Source organism: Brucella lupini (genome assembly GCF_002252535.1).
Taxonomy (GTDB): domain Bacteria; phylum Pseudomonadota; class Alphaproteobacteria; order Rhizobiales; family Rhizobiaceae; genus Brucella; species Brucella anthropi.
In genome coordinates this window covers 153179-178933 of sequence record NZ_NNRN01000038.1, presented here as the reverse complement: position 1 = coordinate 178933, position 25755 = coordinate 153179, and the positions used below count along the sequence as shown (strand labels likewise).

The following is a 25755-nucleotide window of genomic DNA, read 5'->3' as shown; positions in this document are numbered from 1 at the left end:
ATGAACAGCCCTTCCTCCCTGATGCTGCAGGAAACCGAACAGTCGCCTGCCGTCGTCGCCGGTCTGCTTGAGAAGGAGGCAGGCACCTTTGCGGAAATCGCGCGCATTTTCCAGAAGAACGAACCTGCCGTCATCACCACCGCCGCGCGTGGTTCGTCCGATCATGCGGCGACATTCTTCAAATATCTGATGGAAATCACCATGGGTATTCCGGTGGCTTCCATCGGGCCTTCGGTGGCGTCGGTCTACGGTTCCAAGCTGAAGCTCAAGAACGGATTGCACTTTACCGTGTCGCAATCCGGCGCGAGCCCGGACATTGTTGCAGCGCAGGACGCTGCCAAAAAAGGTGGTGCCACCACAATTGCCGTCGTGAACGTTGTCGATAGCCCGCTGGGTAATGCCGCCGACGTGGTACTCGCGCTCAATGCTGGTGAAGAAAAGAGTGTTGCTGCCACCAAGTCGTTCATTGCCGCAGTCGCGGCATTGTCGGGTGTGGTCGCGTCGGCCAGCGGTGACGCAAGCCTGCAGGCCGGACTGCAGCGCCTGCCGGAGGCGCTTGCTGCAACACGGCCTGACGGTCGCGAAGCGGTTGAAAATCTCCTTTTCAATGCCCGCTCGCTTTATACCGGCGGTCGCGGCACGGCCTTTGCAATCGCGCTTGAGGCTGCGCTGAAGGCAAAGGAAACCGCCAATATCCATGCGGAGGCCTTCTCTCTGGCAGAGCTGATGCACGGTCCGATGCGTCTGGTGGAAGAAGGTTTCCCGATTATTTCCTTCCTGCCGCGCGATGAAGCGTTCGACACCAACATGCAGGCCCTGAAGCGGCTGCATTCGTTTGGAGCGAGCATCGTGTCGCTATCCGATGCGGAAACACCGGGCTTCCGACTGCCATCGGCTAGCACAGGCAATGCGCATCTCGATCCGCTGGTTTCCCTCATCAATTATTACCGCGTCATTGAAGCGGTCACGCGCCGCAAGGGTTTTGACCCAGACAAGCCGCGCAATCTCAACAAGGTTACGGTGACGGTATGACAAGAAAATCGGCAATAGCAGGCGCGCGCATTTTCGACGGCGAGCGCTTTCACGACCAAAGCGCACTGGTGTTCAGCGATGGCAAGACCGAAGCCATCGTGCCGGAAGCGTCACTAGGCGAAGCCTATGATGTCGAGCGCCTGAACGGTGGCGTTCTGGCACCCGGATTCATCGATGCGCAGGTCAATGGCGGCGGCGGGCGTATGCTCAATGACCAGCCGACACCCGAGACCATGTTCACGATTGCCAAGGGGCATCGCAAATATGGAACGACGAGCCTTCTACCGACGCTGATCACCGACACGACGCCGGTGCGCGACCGGGCCATTGAAGCGGCGATTGAGGCAGTCAAGGCCGACAAGGGCGTTGCCGGTCTGCATCTGGAAGGACCGCATCTGGCACCGGCTCGCAAAGGCGCCCATCTGGCGGAACTGATGCGCCCCGTCAACGATGCCGATATCGCGCTCTATATCCATACGGCAAAGCAGATCGGCATCTTGCTGGTCACGCTTGCTGCCGAACAGGTCACGCCTGATCAGGTGCGTCGTTTGAGCGACGGCGGTGTGGTCGTCAGTATCGGCCATAGCGACACGACGGCAGATGAGGCGTTCAAGCGTTTCGATGCCGGTGCGCGAAGCGTGACCCATCTTTTCAACGCCATGAGCCAGATTGGCCATCGTGCACCGGGGCTGGCTGGTGCGGCACTTGATCATCCCGACATCTGGTGCGGTATCGTTGCCGATGGCCATCATGTCGATCCGATGGCGCTGCGGCTTGCTCTTCGGGCGAAACGGGGAGATGCCCACCTGTTCTTCGTGACGGATGCCATGGCTCTGGTCGGTTCGGATTCCGAAAGCTTCGAGATCAACGGGCGTGCCGTCCGCCGTGTGCCAGGCGGCATCTGCTCCAAGCTTGTTCTGGCAGATGGCACCATTGCTGGTTCCGATCTCGATATGGCGTCGGCGGTGCGTTTCGGCGTGGCCGAACTGGAGCTGACGCTGGCCGAGGCACTGCGCATGGCGAGCCATTATCCGGCGCGCTATCTGCATCTCAACGATCGCGGAACGTTCCGTCCCGGCATGCGGATGGACGCCGTCCATCTTGACGATGGGCTGTTTGCGAAAGCCACATGGCTTTCTGGCGGAAAACAGATTTCGGGGTAAGGTCGATGACGGAAATTACAGATCGTTATTTTGATGACCTCATTGCGCGGCTCACCGGCCTGCGTAATCGCCTTGCCGAGCCGATGGCCAAAGCCGCCGAGCTGATTACTGCTGCCGCACTGGCAGACAGCCGCGTCTATGTGTTCGGTACTGGCCATTCGCACATGATGGCGGAAGAACTGCACTATCGCGCGGGCGGATTGGCAATCACTGTGCCGATCCTTTGCGGGGCAATCATGCTGCAGGACGGAGCGGCTGCCAGCTCGCATTTCGAGCGGATCGAAGGAGCTGTGCTGCCGATCCTCGAGCGCTACGGCATTCGCGAAGGTGACGTGCTGATCGTCGTGTCGAACTCCGGTGTGAATGCCGCTCCCATTGAGGCTGCGCGCTATGCACGGGAGAAGGGGGCTGCCGTTATCGCGGTCACTTCCGTCACCTATTCCAACGTCATCGCCAAGGGCCGCACGCAACTGCTTTCTCTGGCCGATGTCGTGCTGGATAATGATGCGCCAGCGGGCGATGCGGTGCTGGAAGTGGAAGGCAGTTCTTTGAAGGTCGGTCCGGTTTCGACGGCGCTTGGTGTCACGATCCTCAATGCCATTTTTGCCGATGTGGCGGCGAAGCTGGTGGGCAAGGGCGACGCACCCATTTATCTGAGCGCCAACATGCCGGGCTCCGGTGAGGTGAACCGGGAACTTGTCGCCCGGTATCGTGACCGCAATCCGCATCTTTGATCAAATTAGAGCGATCTTTCTTCCAAAGTCGCTTGATAGCGCAATCCGGTCAGTGCATTACGCATTCTGGCATGGCGGAGGCCGCATCGTGAACTAGTTTCAAGGCGCGCGCTTTGGCTTGCGCCTTCGAAAATTGAGGAAGTCCGATGCATAATTTTGTCCTGACCGTCACCTGCAAGTCCACTCGTGGCATTGTTGCCGCAATCTCGGGTTATCTTGCGGGCAAGGGTTGCAACATCATCGATAGCGCCCAGTTCGATGATCTGGATACCGGTCGTTTTTTCATGCGCGTCAGCTTCATCTCCGAAGAAGGCGTAGCGCTTGATGTGCTGCGTGAAGGCTTTGCGCCCGTGGCAGCTCCGTTCGAGATGGAATTTGAATTCCACGACAACGCCCAACGGACAAAAACCTTGCTGATGGTTTCCCGTTTCGGCCATTGCCTGAACGATCTGCTCTATCGCTGGAAGATCGGCGCTCTGCCAATCGATATTGTTGGTGTCGTGTCGAACCATTTCGATTATCAGAAGGTTGTCGTCAATCACGACATCCCGTTCCACCATATCGCCGTGACCAAGGCCAACAAGCCGGAAGCTGAACAGCGCCTTCTGGATATTGTCGATGATACAGGCACCGAGCTGGTGGTTCTTGCGCGCTATATGCAGGTTCTGTCCGATCAGCTTTGCCAGAAGATGTCGGGCAAGATCATCAACATCCACCACTCCTTCCTGCCATCCTTCAAGGGCGCGAACCCTTACAAGCAGGCCTATGAGCGCGGTGTGAAACTGATCGGAGCCACGGCGCATTATGTCACCGCTGATCTTGATGAAGGTCCGATCATCGAACAGGATGTCGCCCGTATCACGCACGCACAGAGTGCGGCGGATTATGTGTCTATCGGACGTGATGTCGAAGCGCAGGTTCTGGCACGCGCTGTTCACGCGCATATTCATCACCGCTCGTTCCTCAACGGCAATCGCACGGTCGTATTTCCGGCTAGCCCCGGTTCTTTCGCCTCCGAACGCATGGGGTGATATTGCGGTTCTGACGGCCTGCAAATCGCTGATGTTGCGTCAATAAAAAAACCCCGCTTGAGCGGGGTTTTCTTTTGATCTACAATAAACCGATTAGTCGATGTCGAAGGAAACGCCCTGTGCGAGCGGCAGAGCCTTCGAGTAGTTGATGGTGTTGGTTGCGCGGCGCATATAGCCTTTCCACGCATCCGAACCTGACTCACGACCGCCACCGGTTTCCTTTTCGCCGCCGAATGCGCCGCCGATTTCAGCACCCGAAGTACCGATATTGACGTTCGCAATGCCACAATCCGAACCCTCAGCCGAGAGGAAACGTTCTGCTTCCTGCAGGTTGAGCGTGAAGATCGACGAGGACAGACCTGCGCCAACTTCGTTGTGGCTTGCCAGTACGTCGTCGAAATCGGAATACTTCATGACGTAAAGGATCGGTGCGAAGGTTTCTTCAAGAACCGGACCTTGCTGCTTCGGCATTTCGACGATGGCCGGACGCACATAGTAAGCGTTTTCATGGCCAGCATCGACGCGTTCGCCGCCCTGTACCTTGCCGCCGTGAGCAGCAGCTTCCTTGAGGGCCTTCTGCATGTTGTCGAAAGCAACCTTGTCGATCAGCGGACCGACCAGAGCGCTGGTTTCGAGCGGCGAACCAACGGTGACGCTGGCATAAGCCTTCTGCAGACGCGGAATGAGAGCGTCGTAAACGCTTTCATGTACGAAGAGACGACGCAACGTGGTGCAACGCTGACCGGCAGTGCCCATTGCGCCGAAAGCAATCGCACGCAGAGCCATGTCGAGATCGGCCGACGGGCAGACGATACCGGCATTGTTGCCGCCGAGTTCGAGAATTGCGCGAGCAAAACGCTTGGCCAGACGCGGACCGACTTCGCGGCCCATGCGGGTCGAACCGGTTGCTGAAACGACTGGAACCTTCGGGCTGTCGACGAGGACTTCACCGATTTCACGGTCGCCGAGCAGAAGCAGCGAGAGGCCTTCCGGTGCATCGCCGAAACGCTTCAGCGCGCGCTTGAAGATTGCATCGCAGGCAAGAGCGGTCAGAAGGGTCTTTTCAGACGGCTTCCAGACAACCGAGTTGCCGCAAACGATTGCAAGGGCAGCATTCCACGACCAGACAGCAACTGGGAAGTTGAAGGCAGAGATAACGCCGACAACACCGAGCGGATGCCAAGTTTCCATCATGCGATGGCCAGCGCGTTCGGTTGCAATGGTGAGGCCGTAGAGCTGGCGCGACAGACCGACTGCGAAATCGCAGATGTCGATCATTTCCTGTACTTCGCCGAGACCTTCCGAAGGAATCTTGCCAGCTTCGAGCGAAACGAGACGGCCGAGGTCTTCCTTGGAAGCGCGCAGTTCTTCACCGAGAAGGCGGATCAGTTCGCCGCGCTTCGGTGCCGGAACGTTGCGCCAGGCGCGGAAGGCTTCATCGGCCTTGTCGATGATCTTGACAGCATCTTCCTTGCTGTGGGTCTTGACCGCAGCAATCTGTTCGCCCGAAACAGGGCTGAAACCGGCAAGGTCGCCGCCGGTATAAGCGGATGCATCGACGCCGAGTTTGGAAAGCAGATCGGCGGCTTCCTTCTTCACGTCGATTTTTCTAACAGCGGTGTTCATGGCTTTCCTCTCTGTATGAGTTGTTTGCGCATAGTCCTGTCCAAAAAGTCTGCAACTTTTCGGGGCTATGCGTTTATTCTGCCGCTTCGAGGCCCTTTAGGCCTGCCTGAACGGCTTCGAAGGATTCGCGTTCGATGCGGGCATAGTGCTCGAACTCATTAAGCACTTTCGCACCCAGATCATCCTCGAAACGCTTCTGGTTCGGGCTTTCAACAAATTCCTGTGTTTCGTCGTCGCCCAGATTGGACTGGAATATACCGGCAGCACTCACCGGCAGGAAGTCTTCATAGATGATCGGGTCGAACTGAACCGCGCCAGCTTCAATCAGAACCTCAATATCGGTGCCCGGCTTGTAAGCTTCAAGCTTTGCAGCGTCCTTGACCGAATAGGCGAAGTAGCCGAGGCCTTCTTCGCGTACGCCAGCCCATGTGTCCGGGAAAGCCGCAAAAGTGTCGCTCAGCGCCTTCACATATTCAGCTGCATTCGAGCCGTCTGGGGCAGGGCGGGCAACGGCGCGGGTGTCGTTGAGCAGCTTGTCGTAAAGCGCGCGACCCTTCGGCGTAAGCGCTACGCCGCGCTGTTCGATTTCACCGAAACGGGCAGTGTGCGAGCCCGGCGTCCAGGTGCCGTCTGCATTGACGAAGGACACTTCTTCTTCCAGCGCCTTGAACGAGGTCTGGCGCAGAAGGATCGGGCACTTGCGGGTTGGCGGGCCTTCGACGACGGCTTTCGGGTTAATACCGCGATCCGGCATCTGAACCTGCACGGCGTCGATGTCGAGCGTGCGCGGCGTCAGATGGTTGATATGTGGGCCCTTGAACGACACGACATCGGCGATCAGGCGATGCGCGTCATGCAGGCGATGGTAAAGCTTGGCGCTGACATTGGCATGATCGTGCCAGCGGAAGGTTTCCAGTACTTCAGCAACAAAGGCTTTCGCGTCGTCGTCGTTGAGGCCGCCTTCGGCTTCAGCCTTTTCGACAAAAGCGATGGCTCCGGCAGTGAAGATGTTGCGCTTCAACAAGACTTCTTCCGATTCAGCGCGCAGCTTTTCATCGGCGATGAGGTCGAGGCGCAGAAGCGAGGTGAAGACACGGAACGGGTTGTGCTTCAGTGCCGCATCGTCAACCGGGCGGAAGGCGGTCGAATGAACCGGAACGCCTGCGGCGCTGAGGTCGTAATAGCCGACCGGGAACATGCCCATGACCGCGAAAACACGGCGCATCATGGAAAGTTCAGCAGCAGTGCCGAGGCGGATCGCGCCGTGACGTTCTTCAGAGATGCGTTCAAGCGAATCTGTTTCCGTCAGACGTTCATGCAGGTGACTGTCATCAGCAAGCACCTTGGCGTTCACATCGGCAACGAGTTCCATCAATGTGCCATAAGCAGGTACTTCCTGCTTGTACATGGCGGACATTGCTGCCGAAAAAGCCGAGCGAATGGCGTCCGGTGAAACGAATTTCTGGTCTTTCATGGCGAAAATTTCCGTCGAGTGGGGCATCTTCGGGTGGTGCATGTCTTGTTTGGGAGGAACATGCATGGATTATGATGAAAATGTATCATATAGACCGTTTTGCGGTTATGCTTGCGACGAAAGCAACTATGTTAATGCGAGAATGGAATGAAGCTGAGCAGAAGACTGATCCCGGACATCGCCACGCTGCAGGCATTCGAGTGTGCCGCCCGTCACGGCAGTTTCACGCAGGCTGCGCATGAGCTCAATCTCACCCAGAGCGCTGTCAGCCGTCAGATCAAGGATCTTGAAAGCCAGCTCGGTGTTCTGTTGTTTGAACGCATCCGCCAGCGCATTCTGCTTTCCGATGCAGGCAGGAAATTTCTGCCGGAAGTGCGGCGTCTTCTGAACCAGACGGAGGACACGATGTTGCGCGCCATGGCTTCGGCGCAATCAACGTCTTCTTTCAGTGTGGCTACATTGCCGACATTCGGCACGCGCTGGCTGATGCCGCGCATTTCCGATTTCATCGAAAAGCATCCCGGTATTGCCATCAATGTTGCATCGCGCTCCGGTGTCTTCGACTTCGAGGAACAGCCGTTCGATCTGGCCATCCATTATGGACAGCCGGTCTGGGCACATGCCACCTGCACTTTCCTGTGCAGCGAGGTCATCGTGCCGGTTGCCAGCCCGGCCCTGTTGAAAGCGCGTCATCCGTCCGCCCCGGAAGAGCTTGAGAATGAGCCCTTGCTGCATCTTGCGACGCGGCCCAAAATGTGGGCGCAATGGTTTGAAAGCTGCGGTGTCGAGGGGCGGTCGGCCTATCGGGGGCATCGCTTCGATCAGTTCTCGATGGTCATTGGCGCGGCGTTGGCCGGTCTGGGTTTCGCGCTCCTGCCGCTTTATCTGATTGAACAGGAATTGCTCAGCGGTGAGCTGGTCATGCTTTTCGAGAAGCCGATGCGAACCGAGAATGAATATTATCTCGTCGTGCCGGAAGGAAAGCTGGAAAATCCGCTGACGCAGGTGTTTTGTCAGTGGATCGCCGGGCAGGTAGGGAATACGGATTATTCGCCGTTGGTTCATTCCAAACCGGAATGAATTGTTGCGCAAATAACGCTGTCCAACCGGCTTTCGCGGCGTGAAATAGAAACAGTCGGGCAAGGTGCCCGTATTCCACTATTTAAAATGGTTGCTTTCTATGCTGAACGATCCGCGCTCCCATGGTCTTTGGGAAAAGACCGCCCCTGCCGCTCCCAAGACGAACGCGCTGCAAGGTGATCTGACTGCGGATGTCGTGATTGTGGGTGGCGGTTTCACCGGTCTTTCGACCGCTCTGCATCTGGCCGAAAAAGGCACGCGAGCCATCGTTCTCGAAGGTATCGAGATCGGCTATGGCGGTTCGGGCCGCAATGTGGGTCTGGTCAATGCGGGCATGTGGGTCATGCCGGATGATTTGCCCGGCGTGCTCGGTCAGAAATATGGAGATCGCCTGCTTGATGTCCTCGGCAATGCGCCGAAGCTCGTTTTCGAAATCGTTGAAAAGCACAAGATCGCCTGTGAAGTCGAGAAGCAGGGCACGCTTCATTGCGCTGTTGGCAAGAAGGGCCTGGAGGAACTTGAAGACCGCCATGAGCAGTGGGCGCGCCGCGGCGCCAATGTGAAGCTGCTCGACGCCAAAGAAACCGAAGCCAAGGTTGGAACCAAGGCCTATGCCGGATCGCTGCTCGATCTGCGCGCCGGTACGATCCAGCCGCTCGCTTACGTGCGCGGGCTTGCCCATGCCGCCATTACCGCTGGCGCGACAGTATTTACCGGAAGCCCGGTGATCGGTGCCGAAGAAAAGAACGGCAAATGGGTGGTCAAGACTGCCAAGGGTTCCGTGACGGCCAACTGGGTGGTTGTGGCGACGAATGCCTACACCAATGCGCCATGGCCGGAAGTGCGCGCCGAGCTGGTTCATCTGCCATATTTCAACATGGCCACCAAGCCTCTTTCGGACAATATCAAGCGCTCCATTCTGCCGGAACGTCAGGGTGTGTGGGATACAAAGGAAGTCCTTTCATCCTTCCGTTTCGACCAACAGGGCCGCCTTGTCTTCGGAAGCGTTGGCGCGCTGCGCAATACCGGCGCTGCCGTGCATAAGGCATGGGCGAAGAAATCGTTGAAGCGTCTTTTTCCGCAGATTGGCGAGGTCGAGTTCGAAGCCGAATGGTATGGCAAGATCGGCATGACCAATGACAGCCTGCCGAAATTCCATCGCCTCGCGCGCAATGTGGTTGGATTCTCCGGTTACAACGGCCGTGGCATCGCGCCGGGCACAGTCTTCGGAAAACTGCTTTCGCAGCTTGTTTCAGGCGAGATTAACGAAGACGATCTGCCGCTGCCGGTCAGCGATCCGAAGGAACAGAATTTCCGCGGTCTGCGTGAAGCCTATTACGAGGCGGGTGCGCAGGTTGCACATGTCGCCGAGATTGTTATCTGATCTGTTGATCTTTTTACCGGGAATGCGTTTGCGGTTGTCATAAAACCGCATTGCAATTCCTCTAATGCCATCCGCATCTTCTCCATACTTGGAGATACGGATGGCTGTTCGGCAAAACATTCAATGTCTTACAAGCCTTCCGATGGTTATGATTCCGCCGGGAGGCTTTTGCTTTTCCGGGTTCACGTTGCAGGATGTTTGACAGGTGCACCATGAATGGAAATGATCGTGCCTATCGCCATGGCAGTATCTGCGCGCTATCACTTCGCACGCGTCAGGATTGTACCGGCATCGCTGGTCATGCTGGCGAACATTATACAGAAATTCGAGGAGCGAATCCCATGAACAAGATGCTGAAGCGGGCTGCCGTCGTACCTGCGCTTCTTGCTCTTTCCATTGCCGTGGCACAGGCTGATACGCTGACGCTCTATACGTCACAGCCGGAAGCGGATGCGACAAAGACGGTTGAAGCTTTCCGCAAGGCCAATCCGGACACCGATGTGCAGATTTTCCGCTCTGGCACGAGCGAACTCCTCACCAAGCTTGCCGCCGAGTTTTCGGCTGGCGCGCCGCAGCCTGACGTTCTGCTGATCGCTGATGCGGTGACGATGGAAGGTCTCAAGAAGGACAAGCGCCTGCTTAGCTATCCGGAAGCCAAGGTTGATGGTTTTGCTGCGGATAGCTATGACGCCGACAAGACCTATTTCGGCTCCAAACTGATCACCACCGGCATCGCCTACAACACGGGTGCCGCACAGAAGCCGGAACATTGGGCCGATCTCGCCAAGGCCGATTACAAAGGCCAGGTGGTCATGCCAAGCCCGCTTTATTCGGGCGCTGCTGCCTATCTCCTGAGCGGCTTTGCACTCAACAAGGATATTGGCTGGGATTACTTCAAGAACCTCAAGGCCAATGAGCTGGCAAGCGTTAAAGGCAATGGCGCCGTGCTGAAGTCGGTTGCGAGCGGCGAAAAGCCATATGGCATTCTGGTTGACTTCATGGCGCTCAATGCCAAGGCCAAGGGTTCGCCGATCGAGTTCGTCTTCCCGTCGGAAGGTGTGCCTGCCGTGACCGAACCGGTTGCGATCATGGCAACCGCCAAGAACGTCAACGGTGCCAAGAAGTTCGTCGATTTCATCCTGTCGGATGATGGCCAGAAGCTGGCATTGGAGCAGGGCTATCTGCCTGCCAAGGAAGGCGTTGGTCGCCCGGCATGGCTGCCGGAAGGCACCAAGATCAATATCATGTCTATCGACACCCAGAAGGTTCTCGATCAGACTGATGCCGACAAGAAGCAGTTCTCCGAGCTGTTTGGTGGATAAGGCATTTCGATGCGCATCATGAAAGACCTTCAGGGCCGCGATGCGGCCCTGATTGCTGGCGTAACCCTGATCGTGGCGGTTCTGTCGCTTCTGCCAATGGGCAGGCTGCTGGTCGAACTGGTCGCGCCGCAGGGGCAGTTTTCGACCTCGGCGCTGGTGGAAACGCTTGGCAGTCAATCGACCTGGGTAGCGACATGGCATTCGCTGCAGATCGGCATTGGCGGCACGCTGCTGGCGCTGGCGTTTGGCATTGTTGCGGCGCTGCTCGTCGGTCTCACCGACATGCGCGGGCGCAATGTCTTTGTGCTTTTCTACGTCACCCCGCTGCTGATCGCCCCGCAGGTAACAGCGCTGGCGTGGCTCCAGCTTTTCGGGCCTTCCAGCCAGTTCCTCAAGATCATCGGCATGGCGCCGCCGCTTGGCAGCCGCAATCCGCTCTATTCTGTCTGGGGCATTATTTTTCTGCTTGGCGTGCAATATGGACCGCTGGTCTTTCTGATCGTGCGGGCAGGCCTGCGCAAACTCCCACGCGAACTGGTGGAAGCGGGTCTGAGTGCCGGTGCCAGCAAATGGGCAGTTCTGCGCACCATCATCCTGCCGCTGATGACGCCGTCGATCATCGGCGCAGCCGCTCTGGCCTTCGTCTCCTGCGTCGGCAATTTCGGCATCCCAGCCTTCTTGGGAATTCCGTCCAATTATCTGGTTCTGCCGACGCTGATTTATCAGCGTCTTGCGGGCGGCGGCCCAGCTGTGCTGTCCAGCGTCGCCGTGCTGTCGGTTCTGATCGGGCTGATTGCAATGGCAGGCATCACCGCGCAGGAATATGCCTCGCGCCGCCGCGATTTTCGCATTGTTTCGACGTCGCTGCCTGCTGCACCCTTCGCGCTTGGCCGCTGGCGCGTGTTGGTGGAAGCCGCGGCATGGCTCCTGATTGTTATCGTGCTGTTTCTGCCGTTGATCGGTCTTACGTTGTCCGCTCTGGTACCGGCCTATGGTGTGCCGCTGACATTTGCGACGGCAACAGCCGAGAATTTCCGTTTCGTGCTGCTTGAACATGCTGGTGCTGCGCGCGCTTTCCGCAACAGTGCGGTTCTGTCGTTGGCGGCAGCATTCTTTGCGGTGCTGATAGCAGTTCCGCTTGCCTATATGCTGGCATGGCGTAAACGGCGCTGGACGCCGATCCTCAATTTCGCAGCCGAGATGCCCTATGCGTTACCGGGCGTAGTTCTCGCGATTGCCTGTCTGCTGATGTTCTTAAAGCCGCTGCCAGTGGTTGGTGTTAGCTTCTACAACACGCTTTGGATCATACTGTTTGCCTATCTTGCGCGCTTCTTCGTGCTGGCGCTGCGGCCAACGGTTGCCGGGCTGCACCAGATCGACCGTGCTTTGGAAGAAGCAGCGCGCGTTGCGGGGGCGGGGCTTTTCTATCGGCTGCGGACCATTATATTCCCTCTGGTCGCCCCGGCGACGCTTGCAGGCGGCGTGCTCATTTTCATGACCGCCTTCTGTGAGCTGACGGTTTCAGCGCTTCTTTGGGCGTCGGGATCGGAAACGCTGGGCGTGGTGATGTTTTCTTTCGAACAGGCGGGCGATTCCGCCTATGCGGCTGCCATATCCATTCTGGCCGTTGCGGTGACATTCATGCTGATGCTTGCAACAAATCTGTTTGCGCGGCGTCTTCCAAACGGAGTGCTGCCATGGCGCGACTGAAAATCGCTTCTGTTTCCAAGGCCTTCAACGAGTTTCAGGCCCTGTCTGAAGTGTCGCTCGATGTGAAGGACGGCGAGTTTGTTGCTATTCTCGGACCGTCCGGCTGCGGCAAGACCACGCTTCTGCGGATGATTGCAGGTTTTGAAGACGTCGATGGCGGCGAAATCCACATTGGTGACAGCCGCGTTTCCCATGTTGACGGGAACGTGCCGCCGGAGAAGCGACAGGTCGGTATCGTCTTCCAGAACTATGCGCTCTGGCCGCATATGACGGTCGCAGAGAATGTCGGCTATAGTCTGCGGGTGGCCAAAGTTGCCAAAGCCGAACGCGAGGCTCGTGTGAAGCAAGCGCTCGCGCTGGTCGATCTCGACGGTTTCGGTGATCGCCGCCCGGCCAATCTTTCGGGTGGTCAGCGGCAGCGCGTGGCATTGGCCCGCTGTCTGGTAGCAGCCCCTTCGCTGGTATTGTTTGACGAGCCACTCGCCAATCTCGATGTGCATTTGCGTGCTTCGATGGAAGACGAGTTTGCGGCTTTCCACAAGCGTACCGGTACGACGATTATCTACATCACGCATGACCAGGCTGAGGCCATGGCGCTTGCCGACCGGATTGCGGTGCTTGATCATGGCAAGCTTCAGCAATTCGATACGCCGCGCAAGCTTTACGAGGAACCGGCCAGCGAAATGGTCGCGTCCTTCATCGCGCATGGCATGGTTCTGCCTGCTGAGGTCGTGTCCTTTGCGCAGGCAGGACAGTGCGAGGCGCTGGTGCTGGGAAGCCGGGCGCAGGTGCGTTGTTCTGGCATTGAAATGCCGCGTGCCAATGCACAGCTCTGCGTTCGTGCAGAAGATCTGACATTGACCGAAACCGGCGGCATTTCCGTGCGGGTCAAGCGCTCTGTTTATCGCGGTGGCGGTTCGCGCATCGAGGCACATCCGCTCAGCAAGCCGGATATTCACCTGCATTTTGAAGTGCGTGATCCGGTGCGACTGGAAGAAGGCGACGAGGTTCGCGTTGCCATTAACAATGGCTGGATTATTCCCACCGATGAAATGCCGGTGAGAAAAGTCTCAACCGGCTTTCCAATCGGCAACAAGATTTAGCTTATTTCTTCTTCATCGCTTCCAAAAGTGCTGCACCGAAACCGCCGGTTGATGGCTGTTCCTGTTTGCGCTGTGGAGTGAAGTTTTTGGCAGGCCGCTGGTCGCGGTTTGCAGGACCACGTGGGGCAGGGGCTTCACCGCCGTCCTTTCTCATCGTCAGGCCGATGCGCTTGCGTGGCACATCCACTTCCGTCACGCGCACCTTCACCACATCGCCAGCCTTGACCACTTCATGCGGGTCTTTGACGAAGCGGTCGGCGAGCTGCGAAACATGGACAAGTCCGTCCTGATGCACACCGATATCGACGAAGGCACCAAAGGCCGCAACGTTTGTGACGGTGCCTTCAAGCATCATGCCGGGTTTCAGGTCCTTGATGTCATCGATGCCATCGGCAAAGGTCGCGGTCTTGAATTCAGGGCGGGGATCGCGGCCCGGCTTATCAAGCTCAGCGATAATGTCGCGCACGGTTGGCAGACCAAAACGCTCATCGACAAAGACACGCGGATCGAGCGCCTTGAGTGCTGCGCTATCACCCATGAGGCTGCGCACATCGCGGCCGCAGGCGGAAACGATCTTTTTGGCAACGCCATAGGCTTCCGGGTGAACGGAGGATGCATCAAGCGGCTCGGTGCCGTTGGCGATACGCAGGAAGCCTGCGCATTGTTCAAAAGCGCGGTTGCCTAGGCGGGCGACTTTCAGAAGTTCCTTGCGGTTCTTGAAGGCACCGGCGTCATCGCGATGCGCAACGATTGCTTCGGCGAGCGACTTTCCGAGACCGGACACACGCGCCAGCAGTGAGGCGGATGCCGTGTTGAGATCAACGCCGACAGCGTTCACTGCATCTTCGACCACTGCGTCGAGCGAACGCGCCAGACGGGACTGATCGACATCATGCTGATACTGGCCGACGCCGATGGATTTCGGCTCGATCTTGACGAGCTCTGCCAGAGGATCCTGCAGGCGGCGGGCGATGGAAACGGCACCGCGCAGCGATACGTCGAGCTGCGGGAATTCGGCCGCTGCGGCTTCTGATGCCGAATAGACTGATGCGCCTGCTTCCGACACGATGACTTTGAGCGGCTTTGGCGCTGGCAAGTCGTTGAGCATATCCACGACAAGACGTTCGGTTTCGCGGCTGCCTGTGCCGTTGCCGATGGCAATCAGCTCGATCTTGTGTTTGCGGATCAGGCTTGCGAGTTCGGCCTGTGTGCCACGCACATCGTTCTTTGGCGGAAACGGATAGACCGTCGTTGTGTCGAGCAGTTTGCCAGTGCCATCGACGATTGCGACCTTGACGCCGGTGCGGATGCCCGGATCAAGACCCATGGTGGCACGCGAACCGGCAGGCGCGGCCAACAGCAGGTCTTTGAGGTTGCGGGCGAAGACGTTGATGGCTTCTTCCTCGGCGCGTTCACGCAGGTCGCGCATCAGGTCGAGCGACAGGGAGAGCGAGAGTTTGACGCGCCATGCCCAGCCTGCAACTTCCATCAGCCAGCGGTCGCCGGGCAGGGTTGCGCCGATATTGTAAGCGGCTGCGATTTTGCGTTCGACAGGCTTTACCGGCGAGGTGTCGTCGGCGTCGATTTCAATGTCGAGCGACAGGAAATCCTCGTTGCGTCCGCGCAGCATGGCCAGAGCCCGGTGGCCTGCAACATTTGCCCAGCGCTCGAAATGGTCGAAATAATCCGAGAATTTTGCGCCTGCATCCTGTTTGCCATCGACCACACGTGAGCGCAGAACAGCACGTTCCTTGAGATAGTTGCGCAAATTGCCGATCAGTTCGGCATTTTCCGCAAAGCCTTCGGCGATGATGTCGCGCGCACCATCCAGTGCAGCCTTCACATCGGCAACTTCACCGGTGACATATTGCGCAGCAATCTCGGTAGGGACCAGCCTGCGGTCGCTCAGAATAGCTTCGGCAAGCGGGCCAAGACCACGTTCGCGTGCGATTTCTGCTTTGGTGCGGCGCTTGGGCTTATAGGGAAGATACAGGTCTTCAAGCTCGGCCTTGGTCTGGACGCCTGCGATTTTCAGTTCGAGTTCCGGCGTTAGCTTTTCCTGCCCGCGGATCGATTCCAGAATGGACGAACGCCGCGCCTCAAGTTCGCGCAAGTAAGCGAGGCGCTCTGAAAGCTGTCGCAGCTGCGTATCATCAAGGCCGCCGGTGACTTCCTTGCGGTAACGGGCGACGAAAGGCACGGTTGAGCCTTCGTCCAGCAGGCCGATGGCCGCCAGTGCCTGATCCGGCTTTGCGTTGATTTCCGCCGCGATGATCCCGGCAATGCGCTTGGTAATGTCCGCCATGTATTTTCCAATTCTCGACTGTCACGGCGAACATAGTCGGATGCCGGTTCGGCGCAATCAAGGCAGTATTGATGTTCCACAGGAAAGGCGTCGCTTTTCCCGTTCACGCGCATGTGAACGGCAGACCCCTTTATAAATCGGATTCACTCAATACTTATATCGGGAAATGACGATACGTATCAAAGGATCAGCGAGGTGACTGCGATGTCGGATGTTCAGTCTATACCCTTGGACGAGATACTCAAGGCGCTCGCCAATCCAGTGCGGCTCGACATTTTGAGCTGGCTCAAGGAACCGGAGAACCATTTCTCCGATCAGCACATGCCTCTGGAGATGGGCGTGTGCGCGGGCCAGTTCGAACGGTGCGGCCTCTCCCAGTCGTCCGTTTCTGCTCATTTGTCCGTGCTGACGAAAGCGGGGCTGATCATGCCCCATCGTGTTGGCCAATGGACGTTCTACAAGCGTGATGAAGAGGCGATAGCCGCCTTCATCAAAGCTGTATCCGATCTTTAATTCACCAGTCCAATCTTTCCCATTTGCCCAATCTTTCCCATTTGAAGGAATGTATCCATGGCCACATTGTTCGATCCAGTTACAATCGGCGATCTGAAGCTTGCCAATCGTATTGTTATGGCACCGCTGACGCGTAATCGCTCACCGCGCGCCGTGCCGAATGATCTCAACGTCACCTATTACGAACAGCGCGCCAGTGCGGGCCTCATCATCACGGAGGCAACGCCGATCAGCCATCAGGGACAGGGCTATGCCGATGTGCCGGGCCTTTATTCCGCCGAACAGTTGGCAGGCTGGAAGCGCGTAACGGATGCGGTGCACAGCGCAGGCGGCAAGATCGTCGTGCAGATGTGGCATGTGGGGCGTATTTCACACAACACGTTGCAGCCAAATGGCGGCAAGCCGGTTGCGCCTTCGGCCATCATCGCCAAGTCAAAGACCTATCTTGTGCATCCCGATGGCACCGGCGAATTTGCGCCAACCTCCGAACCGCGTGCACTTGAAAAGAACGAGCTTCCGGAAATCGTTGCGACCTATGCCAAGGCTGCCAAGGATGCCGTTGAAGTGGCTGGTTTCGACGGCGTCGAAATTCATGCGGCAAACGGCTATCTGATCGATCAGTTCCTGCGTTCGGACAGCAACCATCGTACCGATGAATATGGCGGCTCTATCGAAAACCGCGCCCGCTTCCTGTTTGAAGTGGTGGATGCGATCACCAAGTCGGTTGCGCCGGGCAAGGTCGGCATTCGTCTTTCGCCAGTGACGCCCGCCAATGACGCGTCGGATTCCGATCCGCAGCCGCTGTTCGACTATGTGCTCGACAAGCTCGCCGCTTACGGTCTTGCATATGTTCATATCATTGAAGGTGCAACGGGCGGTCCGCGGGACTTCCAACAGGGCCCGCAGCCATTCGATTATGCACATCTTAAGCAGGTTTATCGCGATGCTGGCGGCGAAGCTGCCTGGATGGTCAATAATGGCTATGATCGTGAACTGGCGGAAGAAGAGATAGAAAGCGGTCGCGCTGACGTCGTGGCCTTTGGCAAGCCGTTCATCTCGAACCCTGATCTTGTGCGTCGCTTGAAGGATAATTCACCGCTTAATGAGCTGGACCAGCAGCATATGTATGGCGGCGGCGCCAAGGGATATACGGATTATCCGATCCTTGCCTAACAGCGAAAAAAGCCCGGCGAATTGCCGGGCTTTTTGTTACAGACGCGCCCGCGTCGAGCGCGGTGTGGCAAGCAGCAGGTTGGTTTCGCTGGCCTTGATGCCTGGCACCAGCCTGATGCGGCGCAGCACGGCATCAAAATCGGTGAGCGTCGCAGCACCCAGTTCCACTACCAGATCGAAGCGGCCATTGGTGGTGTGAACGGCGGAAACTTCCGAGAAGCCGCCGAGCGCCTTGACTACACGGTCGGCGACATTGCCTTCGATTTCGATCATCATGATACCGCGCACCGGCAGATCAACTGCATCGGACCGCAGGATCACCGTGTAGCCGATGATGTCGCCGGACTGTTCCAATCGTTCCATACGGGCGCGGACCGTTGCGCGGGAAACGCCGAGATCGATTGCCACATCCGAAATACTGCGCCGTCCGTTGTGACGTAAAAGCGTGATGAGCTTTTCATCCAGATCGTCCATGTTTTCTCCATTTTGAAAAGCCAATCCGACATTCTGATAAACCAAACCGTTAAAATTGCCAATCCGGTTGCTTCACATCGCCAAGCGTAAATGGTCAATCTAGGGTAATAATTTCTCTGGAGTAGCAGTTTATGCATTGCAAGATTTTGGGATTGCCTGTTCAGGAAGGCACGGGCCGTCTGGGCTGCAATATGGGCCCTGACGGTTATCGCGCCGCTGGCATTGCGGATGCGATTCGCGAACTCGGTCACGAGTTTACCGATCTCGGTAATCTGGCCCCGGCCGAACTGCGCCCGCTGGCCCATCCCAATCCTGTGATCAAGGCGCTGCCGCAGGCTGTTGCCTGGATCGAAGCCATCAGCGAAGCCGCATATCGTGAGAGTGAAGAAGGTTTCCCGATCTTCCTCGGTGGCGATCATCTGCTCGCTGCAGGCACTGTTCCGGGTATCGCGCGCCGCGCTGCAGAAAAGGGTCGCAAGCAGTTTGTGTTGTGGCTCGATGCCCATACGGATTTCCACACGCTGGAAACGACTGGCAGCGGCAATCTGCACGGCACGCCTGTTGCCTATTACACGGGCCAGAAGGGCTTTGAGGGCTACTTCCCGGCCCTGGCAGCACCGATTGATCCCGCCAATGTTTGCATGATGGGTATTCGCAGTGTTGATCCGGCAGAACGCGCTGCAATCAAGCAGACCGATGTTGCCGTCTATGACATGCGCCTTATCGACGAACATGGTGTTGCTGCCTTGCTGCGTCGCTTCCTTAAGCGCGTGAAGGACGAAAACGGCCTTCTGCACGTCAGCCTCGATGTCGACTTCCTTGAACCTTCGATTGCGCCGGCTGTCGGCACCACGGTTCCGGGTGGCGCGACCTTCCGTGAAGCGCATCTCATCATGGAAATGCTGCATGACAGCGATCTGGTGACGAGCCTCGATCTCGTCGAGCTGAACCCGTTTCTCGATGAACGCGGACGTACCGCAACGGTGATGGTCGACCTGATGGCGAGCCTTTTGGGCCGCAGCGTTATGGACCGTCCAACCATCAATTACTGAATTCAGGAGGCCGCATTCGTGAAGTGCCGGATGGTTCCATCCGGCGGCAGAATGCTCAAGCTAATTGTATTACGCGCATCTTGTTCCGAAAACCGCTTCGCACTTTTCGGGATGCGCTCAAGGAGCAATAATGACCCAACCGAACCTCAATATCGTCCCCTTCGTCAGCGTCGATCATATGATGAAGCTGGTGCTGTCCGTCGGCGTGGAAACCTTCCTCAAGGAACTCGCTGACTATGTCGAAGAAGATTTCCGCCGCTGGGAAAACTTCGACAAGACGCCGCGTGTGGCGTCGCACTCGAAGGAAGGCGTGATTGAGCTGATGCCGACGAGCGACGGAACGCTCTATGGCTTCAAATATGTGAACGGCCATCCGAAGAACACGCGTGAAGGTCTCCAGACCGTTACGGCATTCGGCGTTCTTGCCGATGTGGGCAGCGGTTATCCGATGCTGCTGACCGAAATGACTATTCTGACCGCGCTGCGCACTGCCGCGACTTCGGCAGTTGCCGCCAAGCACCTGGCCCCGAAGAATTCCAACACGATGGCCATCATCGGCAATGGCGCGCAAAGCGAATTCCAGGCTCTGGCTTTCAAGGCACTGCTCGGCGTCGACAAGCTGCGTCTCTACGATCTTGATCCGGAAGCGACTGCCAAGTGCATGCGCAACCTGCAGGGCGCCGGTTTCGACATCGTTGCCTGCAAGACGGTCGAAGAGGCTGTCGAGGGTGCGGACATCATCACCACCGTCACCGCCGACAAGGCCAATGCGACGATCCTGACCGACAACATGGTTGGCGCTGGCGTGCATATCAATGCAGTTGGCGGCGATTGCCCCGGCAAGACGGAACTGCACGGCGATATTCTGCGCCGTTCGGACATTTTCGTCGAGTACCCACCGCAGACCCGCATCGAAGGCGAAATCCAGCAGCTGCCGGAAGATTATCCGGTCAACGAGCTTTGGGAAGTCATCACCGGGAAGATCGCCGGACGCAACGATGCCCGCCAGATTACGCTGTTCGATTCCGTCGGCTTTGCGACCGAGGATTTTTCGGCCCTGCGCTATGTGCGTGACAAGCTGAAGGACACCGGCTTCTACGAAAAGCTGGATCTTCTTGCCGATCCAGATGAGCCTCGCGATCTCTACGGCATGCTGCTGCGTCACGAAAAGCTGCTGGAAGGCGAAAAGACCAAGCCAGCGGCCTGATCCGGTCTTTTGAACAGCTTCCACTTTTGGAAGACGGGCTCTACCTGTTGCAACCCTGCCGCGCTTGATGCACGGCAGGGGCACGTTTTCGCAGTCGCTGCGATAAATCCTTGGTGCCTTGCGCGATTTCCATTATTGCAGGATGTGATTTCTGTGATGGGGTGCATCAGGCATGGGCGACAGGGTGGAAAACGAAACATCCTACAGGCAACCGGCGAATGTTGTGCGGTCTGCCGCCAGTCCGGTCGTCTTCTGCGACACGCTGGGCCTTTATCAGGCCCCTGTTGGCCCATCTCTTGATACGGTTGTCTTGTTCGCAAGCCCCTGGGGGCTGGAAGAGCTCTGCACGACACGCAAATTCTGGCGCATCATCGCCGACGGACTTTCGGTGCAGGGGATAGGCTCGTTCCGCTTCGATTGGCCCGGTACGGGCGATGGACGCGACGACATCGAATTTTCCAAAGGGCTGGAGCTCTGGCGCAATACGCTTGCTGAAGCTGCCCGGAAGGCGCGTGACCTGTCCGGGGCAAGCCGCGTTATCATCATTGGACAGAGCCTTGGTGCAGCGATTGCTGCCGAAACTACGGCCCGGATCGAAGGCATCGCAGCGTTGGCGCTTCTGGCGCCGGTCATCTCCGGGCGGTTCTACACGCGTGAACTGGCCGTCTGGTCGAGTATGGTCGATGCCGATCTGGGCCTGACGGACGAGCAAAGGATCAAGAACAGCGTTTCCATCGCATCGCTGACAATGCAGCCGGAAGTGGCCGCCGATGTAAAGAAGATCAATCTTCTGTCGCTGGAGACGAAGCCTGCGCCTCAATGCCTTTTGCTGGCGCGGACGGACCGTCCGAACGATGCCGAATTGGCAACGCATCTGGAAAAGCTGGGCGCCGATGTGACGGTTGAAGCTTTTACCGACTACGACAAGCTGATTTCGAACCCTGTCATCTCGCGCCTGCCGCTGGAAGTCGCGGACCGGCTTGTCGACTGGGCGGCAGGTCTGGCAGGTTCGCAGCCTGCGCAGAACAAGCCGGATGAAAGGGCACTCGGCGGCACTTTGACGGGTGACGGTTTTGTGGAAACGCCTGTCTCGTTCGGTTCCGGCAATCGCCTTTCAGGCGTTCTCTGCGCACCCGTGGGTGAGCGGCGCGGCAGGACGGTCCTGTTCCTCTCCGCAGCCTATGATCGACGTGTCGGGTGGGGGCGTACGACCGTCGATATGGCGCGCAAGCTTGCGCGGGAAGGGATAGCATCACTGCGCTTCGATATTGCGAATGCAGGCGACAGCCCGCCCAATCCGGGGATGCCGGAACAGGTGCTTTATACCAACGGGGCAGAGGCCGATGTTGCCGAAGCACTCGACTATCTCGACACTATTGGTTGGGGCCGTCCCATTATCGCAGGACGATGCAGCGGTGCTTTTCTGGGATTCCACAGTGCCTTGAAAGACGAGCGCATTTCCGGTGCGGTCCTCGTCAATCCGGAGACGTTCTATTGGGCGCCGGGACGCTCTGTGGAAGATGCCGTTCGCGACGGCAAGCGCACGCTGGAGGATTATGGCAGCCGCGCGCTCCGCGCCGAAACATTCCAGCGCTTGTTTCGCGGTGAACTGGATATCCGTGCCATCCTGCGTAACATCTCGCGCGGGGTTGTCGGGCGTATTCTCGGGCTTGCACGCAAGCTTCTGCGCAGCCGCACAGTGGAAGGACGGGCAGTCTATTCGGCTTTTGACGAATTGAAGCAGCGTGAGGTGCCGCTGGCGCTGGTCTATGCCGAAAAGGATATCGGGCGCGAACATTTCAATTTCTATTTTGATCAGGCGGGCACCAAGCTGCAGGGCTTCGACAATGCGTCAGTCGCCATCATTCCGGATGCCGATCATAATCTGACGCCGGAACATTCGCGCGAGATTTATATCGGCGCGATCCGCGCAATGGCCTTGCGGGGTTAGAACCAGACGATCCGTGACGAACCGGCGATGCGGATTTCTCCAGACGGTTTTTCGAGTGTTGCCTTACGTGGAGCAAGGGCGATGCGTTTCGTCTCGTTGGGAGCAAGGTGAAACCAGTTCTCGACAGCCCGCCAGTCACCTGCATCGATGCTGACAGATTGGGCCAGAACTGGCGTTTTCAGATCGAGGAACCAGTTTCCGTTCTCTTCGATGGGAGCTACTTCGATAGTGGCGTCGTGAAATGCCTTTGTTCGTCCGAGCGGAAAGTGAAATGCCTCGGCAATCGTAATGTCATTGCGCTTCAGTCGCGCAACGGTCACGTCATGGGCCGGAGGGCCGAAACGATAGGCGTAAGTGACATCGAAGAATGCGCCGAACAAATCCGTTGCGGCAATGGTGATCGCTGAACGACTGGCAATTGAAAGATCACGGCGGCCGGAAACCACCGGCTGCGAACCGGCGCGCAAACAGGTCAGTTCAAGCGAAAGATCAGCGGATTCTGCCTGCTCATTCAGAACATGAATCGCGAGGCCATTGACGCCTTCATCGGTCAAGGCGACCTGCTGTGGACGGAAGGCGCGTTTCAAACCATGCCATGAGGCTTTGGGTTCGCCGGTCGCATCGATCATGCCCCAACCGGCACCGGGCAGCAGGTCCTGAAACATCCAGAGAAGTGCACCGAAACAGGTGCTTCCCGGTCGTCTCCACTCGGCGAAGGTCGCTTCCATCACTTCCGCCGTGACAGCGCGGGAAAGGTGGAGATACTGTTCCACATCCTCTCGCCGCAGCCGTGCCGGATCATAGCCGTACAGCATCTCCAGATAGGCGTCCCGCACATCCTCGAAATCCCAGGACACACCACGGTCGCGGGGCACGCGTGCTTTCCAGCGCGGATCGTGAACCGGGGGTACATCGAGATGGGTTTTGAGCGTGCGCGCTTCGGGCACGTTGGAGAAGGCCAGACATTCGGTCGCAAAGCGTACTTCCGCGCGCCGCGCATCGTCCAGCGGACGGCAATAAGCGCTGACTCCATAGTAATGGCTGACGCCTTCATTGCTGATGAAGGGAAGGGCGCCATCGCAGGGCGAGTTCGGCACATAGGGAATATTCGGGCAAAGTTTACTGGCGATACCGGGCAGGATTTCCTCGGTAAGCGGGCCTTTCCAGGTCGCTTCCGGCAGGCCCATCATTGCGCCCTGCTGATAGATTTCGCTACCGCCGCAGAGGATGCTCAGCGAAGGCGCATGCCTGACAGCGGTGAGAAGCTGTGAAGCTTCGGCCTGCACTTTTGCGACAAACGCTTCGTCCTTTACCGGATAGTCGAAATTGGCAAACATGAAGTCCTGCCACACCATGATGCCCAGCTCGTCACAAAGCGCATAGAAATCTGGTGTCTCATAGGCAGTGATGCCGCTCAGCCGCAGCATGTTCATGCCCGCTTCCTGCGCGAGCTTCAGCCATGGCTCGTAATCGTCGCGCGCGCCGGGAAGGCGGACGATATCGGCAGAACTCCATACCGCGCCGCGACAGAAAATCTTCTCGCCATTGATCCTGAGTGCAAAACCCTTGCGGTCTGGTCCGCGATCGACCTCGATGCGGCGGAACCCGGTGCGCCCCAGCAGGCGTAGTACGCCGTCGAGCGAAAGTTCGACATTGTGAAGCGTTGGATTGCCATGCGTGTGTGGCCACCATGGTTCAATATTGGGAAGCGTCAGCCTTGCCGTCCAATGATTGTCAGTCTGGCGCTCGCAGGCGATCTGCTGCCCCGCGCAATGGAGAGTGGGTGCCTCGGCCTTGCCGCTATAGGTAAAACTGACCTGAAGTTCGCCATCGCCGGTTTCTGTCATTCTTGCCTGAATGGCGATGTCGGATATGGTTTCCGTATCAGAACGGCTGATGGAAATCGGACGCCATGGACCCACGGCATGCACTTCCGGGCACCAGCCTGGCATATAGCCAAGCGCGGTCGTGCGGATGAGGCGCAGACCTTGCGTGTTCATCAGTTGCGTGCGCCAGCGGGCACGCGGGCCTTTTTGGCTGAGGCGAGGCGCGAGCGCGCGGAAACAGAGGGCAAGCTCGTCCTTGCCGGTCAGTGTAACGGGCAGATCATGGCCGAGAAACATGCTGTCGGTTTGCAGCAGCAATTCGCCATTGAAAAAGATGTCGCAAATCGTGGCAAGCCCGCCAAAATGGAGTGTGGCGGGGCCGGGTGTCTCCTCGATATCAAGGAAATACCAGGCTTGCCTGTTATCGAGCGCTACGGGATTGTTTCGGTCGAAATGCCCCGATTTTTCCAGAGCTTCCGCCACTGTGCCGGGCACCGGCGCACCATTGATCGCCGTACTGGACTTGGCATCATGCGGCGTTTGCGTCGCATCCGGGCCGGTGACAGCAAGCCGCCAGCCGGTCGAGAGCGGTCGTTTGGTCGGGTTTAGTTCAAGCCGCATCGCGACCAAGTTCCGCTGCAAGCGCTGCCGTCAACCGATCCCAGGCATCTGCCGCCGGTTGTAGCGTTCCGGCCAATGCGTCGAATTTCTTGCGCATGACGGCGCGGGCGAGCTGGAACTGAACAGCCTTTGCCGTTTCCGCAATCTGCAAGGCATCTGCCGAGGCCGTTGCAAAGCGCCTGCCTTGCCCGAGCCAGTCGAAATGACTTGCCGCGAGTTCGAAATTCGCGCCGAGCTGGCGCAGCGTGTTGAATGCATACTTATGGAAGAAGCCGAACGGGCGTTCCGCGATTGCTTCAACCTGTCCCGGAAACACGCTGGCAAAGGCACGAATAGGGTTTTCCTTCGGCCTGCGGGCAAAGTGGCGGGGCAGAAGGATTTCGGCAACGCGTCGCTGATGCGCTTCATCCGGCACATGCTTCGGAAACTTGGCGAATTCCGTATAGGGCAGGAAGGGCAGGTCGGCTTCCGTCAGATGACGCTGGAAGACACCGTCGAAATCCTCACCTTCGAGATGATAGAAACCGCCATTGTGGAAATAGTCCAGCAAGCGGTTTTCGACGTCCATACGGTTGATGGCGATGGTCGTCTTGCCATGTTCCGTGCGATAGCTGACGCCATGCGTATCCGGCATGAAGTAGCTGTCCATTTCGATCATGCAGAGGCGTCCGCGCGCGATCTGCTCGGCGACATGGCTTTCCACGCGGTCGAAAATCGCAAGCTCCGTCGCCCGCACGCCATAAAGGGCTTCGAGGTCTTCCAGCGGCACCTTGAAGAAGGTGAACTGGTCGCCCTCGAAATCCTGTGTCAGCGTGAAACCGAGCATGGCTTCCGGAGCGACACCCAATGTTGCCAGCACTTCGATCCAAAGATCGACATAGCAGTTTGTTTCCGGCCAGATACGCGTCTGGGCATGCAAAGCGTGCGGCGTGTAACGGTCGGGCGCGATGTTCGGAAAAACTGCCTGCATGGTC

The 25755-nt window shown here is 57.8% G+C and carries 20 protein-coding genes; 14 read left to right on the top strand and 6 right to left on the bottom strand.

Features of this window, described 5'->3' with window-relative positions; translation table 11 throughout:
- The 4 genes from CES86_RS07155 to purU all read left to right on the top strand — a co-directional run bounded on the left by CES86_RS07155 (position 1) and on the right by purU (position 3960).
- Entirely contained in the window at positions 1-1032 is a 1032-nt protein-coding gene (locus CES86_RS07155; protein WP_010659524.1) for an SIS domain-containing protein, read from the top strand.
- Positions 1029-2195 (top strand): N-acetylglucosamine-6-phosphate deacetylase, encoded by a 1167-nt coding sequence (gene nagA / locus CES86_RS07150; RefSeq protein ID WP_010659525.1) that lies wholly within the window; start codon positions 1029-1031, stop codon positions 2193-2195. The genes CES86_RS07155 and nagA overlap by 4 nt, the downstream gene beginning before the upstream one ends.
- Before the next feature lie 5 nt (positions 2196-2200).
- Positions 2201-2929: an SIS domain-containing protein gene (locus tag CES86_RS07145; protein ID WP_010659526.1), complete on the top strand. Its 729-nt coding sequence runs from the start codon at positions 2201-2203 to the stop codon at positions 2927-2929.
- A 146-nt stretch (positions 2930-3075) separates the two neighbouring features.
- Entirely contained in the window at positions 3076-3960 is an 885-nt protein-coding gene (purU, locus tag CES86_RS07140) for a formyltetrahydrofolate deformylase (RefSeq protein WP_010659527.1), read from the top strand.
- Positions 3961-4053: 93 nt separating this feature from the next.
- Here the strand turns inward: purU and amaB are convergent, their stop codons facing one another.
- Complete coding sequence (gene amaB, locus CES86_RS07135) at positions 4054-5586, bottom strand: L-piperidine-6-carboxylate dehydrogenase (protein WP_029929222.1); 1533 nt, start codon at positions 5584-5586, stop codon at positions 4054-4056.
- Positions 5587-5659: 73 nt separating this feature from the next.
- The gene (gene hglS, locus CES86_RS07130; protein WP_094514014.1) at positions 5660-7060 is read right to left on the bottom strand and encodes a 2-oxoadipate dioxygenase/decarboxylase HglS; all 1401 of its coding nucleotides are present in this window, start codon (positions 7058-7060) and stop codon (positions 5660-5662) included.
- A 147-nt stretch (positions 7061-7207) separates the two neighbouring features.
- Between hglS and CES86_RS07120 the strand changes: the two genes are divergently transcribed.
- The 5 genes from CES86_RS07120 to CES86_RS07100 all read left to right on the top strand — a co-directional run bounded on the left by CES86_RS07120 (position 7208) and on the right by CES86_RS07100 (position 13659).
- Positions 7208-8140 (top strand): LysR family transcriptional regulator, encoded by a 933-nt coding sequence (locus CES86_RS07120; protein WP_010659530.1) that lies wholly within the window; start codon positions 7208-7210, stop codon positions 8138-8140.
- A gap of 100 nt (positions 8141-8240) precedes the next feature.
- Positions 8241-9524 (top strand): NAD(P)/FAD-dependent oxidoreductase, encoded by a 1284-nt coding sequence (locus tag CES86_RS07115; protein WP_094514012.1) that lies wholly within the window; start codon positions 8241-8243, stop codon positions 9522-9524.
- 341 nt (positions 9525-9865) lie between these two features.
- The gene (locus CES86_RS07110) at positions 9866-10846 is read left to right on the top strand and encodes an ABC transporter substrate-binding protein (RefSeq protein ID WP_029376048.1); all 981 of its coding nucleotides are present in this window, start codon (positions 9866-9868) and stop codon (positions 10844-10846) included.
- Between the two features lie 9 nt (positions 10847-10855).
- Positions 10856-12556 carry an ABC transporter permease gene (locus tag CES86_RS07105; protein WP_029929216.1) on the top strand — a complete coding sequence of 567 codons (1701 nt, stop codon included), beginning with the start codon at positions 10856-10858 and terminating at the stop codon, positions 12554-12556.
- A complete protein-coding gene (locus tag CES86_RS07100) occupies positions 12544-13659 on the top strand; it encodes an ABC transporter ATP-binding protein (RefSeq protein WP_029929214.1) in 1116 nt (371 codons plus the stop codon). The genes CES86_RS07105 and CES86_RS07100 overlap by 13 nt, the downstream gene beginning before the upstream one ends.
- A gap of 1 nt (position 13660) precedes the next feature.
- On the opposite strand, the gene CES86_RS07095 is transcribed toward CES86_RS07100, so the two are convergent.
- A complete protein-coding gene (locus CES86_RS07095; protein WP_029929212.1) occupies positions 13661-15964 on the bottom strand; it encodes a Tex family protein in 2304 nt (767 codons plus the stop codon).
- A 204-nt stretch (positions 15965-16168) separates the two neighbouring features.
- Here CES86_RS07095 and CES86_RS07090 point away from each other — a divergent pair, with 204 nt between their 5' ends.
- Positions 16169-16477 (top strand): ArsR/SmtB family transcription factor, encoded by a 309-nt coding sequence (locus tag CES86_RS07090; RefSeq protein WP_012091525.1) that lies wholly within the window; start codon positions 16169-16171, stop codon positions 16475-16477.
- A 57-nt stretch (positions 16478-16534) separates the two neighbouring features.
- The gene (locus CES86_RS07085; RefSeq protein WP_029929210.1) at positions 16535-17650 is read left to right on the top strand and encodes an alkene reductase; all 1116 of its coding nucleotides are present in this window, start codon (positions 16535-16537) and stop codon (positions 17648-17650) included.
- Between the two features lie 36 nt (positions 17651-17686).
- Here the strand turns inward: CES86_RS07085 and CES86_RS07080 are convergent, their stop codons facing one another.
- Entirely contained in the window at positions 17687-18124 is a 438-nt protein-coding gene (locus CES86_RS07080; protein ID WP_010659538.1) for an Lrp/AsnC family transcriptional regulator, read from the bottom strand.
- Positions 18125-18255: 131 nt separating this feature from the next.
- Between CES86_RS07080 and rocF the strand changes: the two genes are divergently transcribed.
- From rocF to CES86_RS07065, 3 genes are all read left to right on the top strand, one after another.
- Positions 18256-19176, top strand: coding sequence for an arginase (gene rocF, locus CES86_RS07075; RefSeq protein WP_029929208.1), 921 nt, complete (start codon positions 18256-18258; stop codon positions 19174-19176).
- Between the two features lie 130 nt (positions 19177-19306).
- Positions 19307-20383, top strand: a complete 1077-nt coding sequence (locus CES86_RS07070; protein ID WP_029929207.1) for an ornithine cyclodeaminase — start codon at positions 19307-19309, stop codon at positions 20381-20383.
- A gap of 172 nt (positions 20384-20555) precedes the next feature.
- Complete coding sequence (locus CES86_RS07065) at positions 20556-22334, top strand: alpha/beta fold hydrolase (RefSeq protein ID WP_094514010.1); 1779 nt, start codon at positions 20556-20558, stop codon at positions 22332-22334.
- On the opposite strand, the gene CES86_RS07060 is transcribed toward CES86_RS07065, so the two are convergent.
- The gene (locus tag CES86_RS07060) at positions 22331-24781 is read right to left on the bottom strand and encodes a glycoside hydrolase family 2 protein (protein ID WP_029929203.1); all 2451 of its coding nucleotides are present in this window, start codon (positions 24779-24781) and stop codon (positions 22331-22333) included. The genes CES86_RS07065 and CES86_RS07060 overlap by 4 nt on opposite strands.
- Positions 24771-25751 carry a DUF1839 family protein gene (locus CES86_RS07055; protein WP_029376049.1) on the bottom strand — a complete coding sequence of 327 codons (981 nt, stop codon included), beginning with the start codon at positions 25749-25751 and terminating at the stop codon, positions 24771-24773. Before CES86_RS07055 ends, CES86_RS07060 begins: the two co-directional genes overlap by 11 nt.
- Positions 25752-25755: the final 4 nt, after the last annotated feature.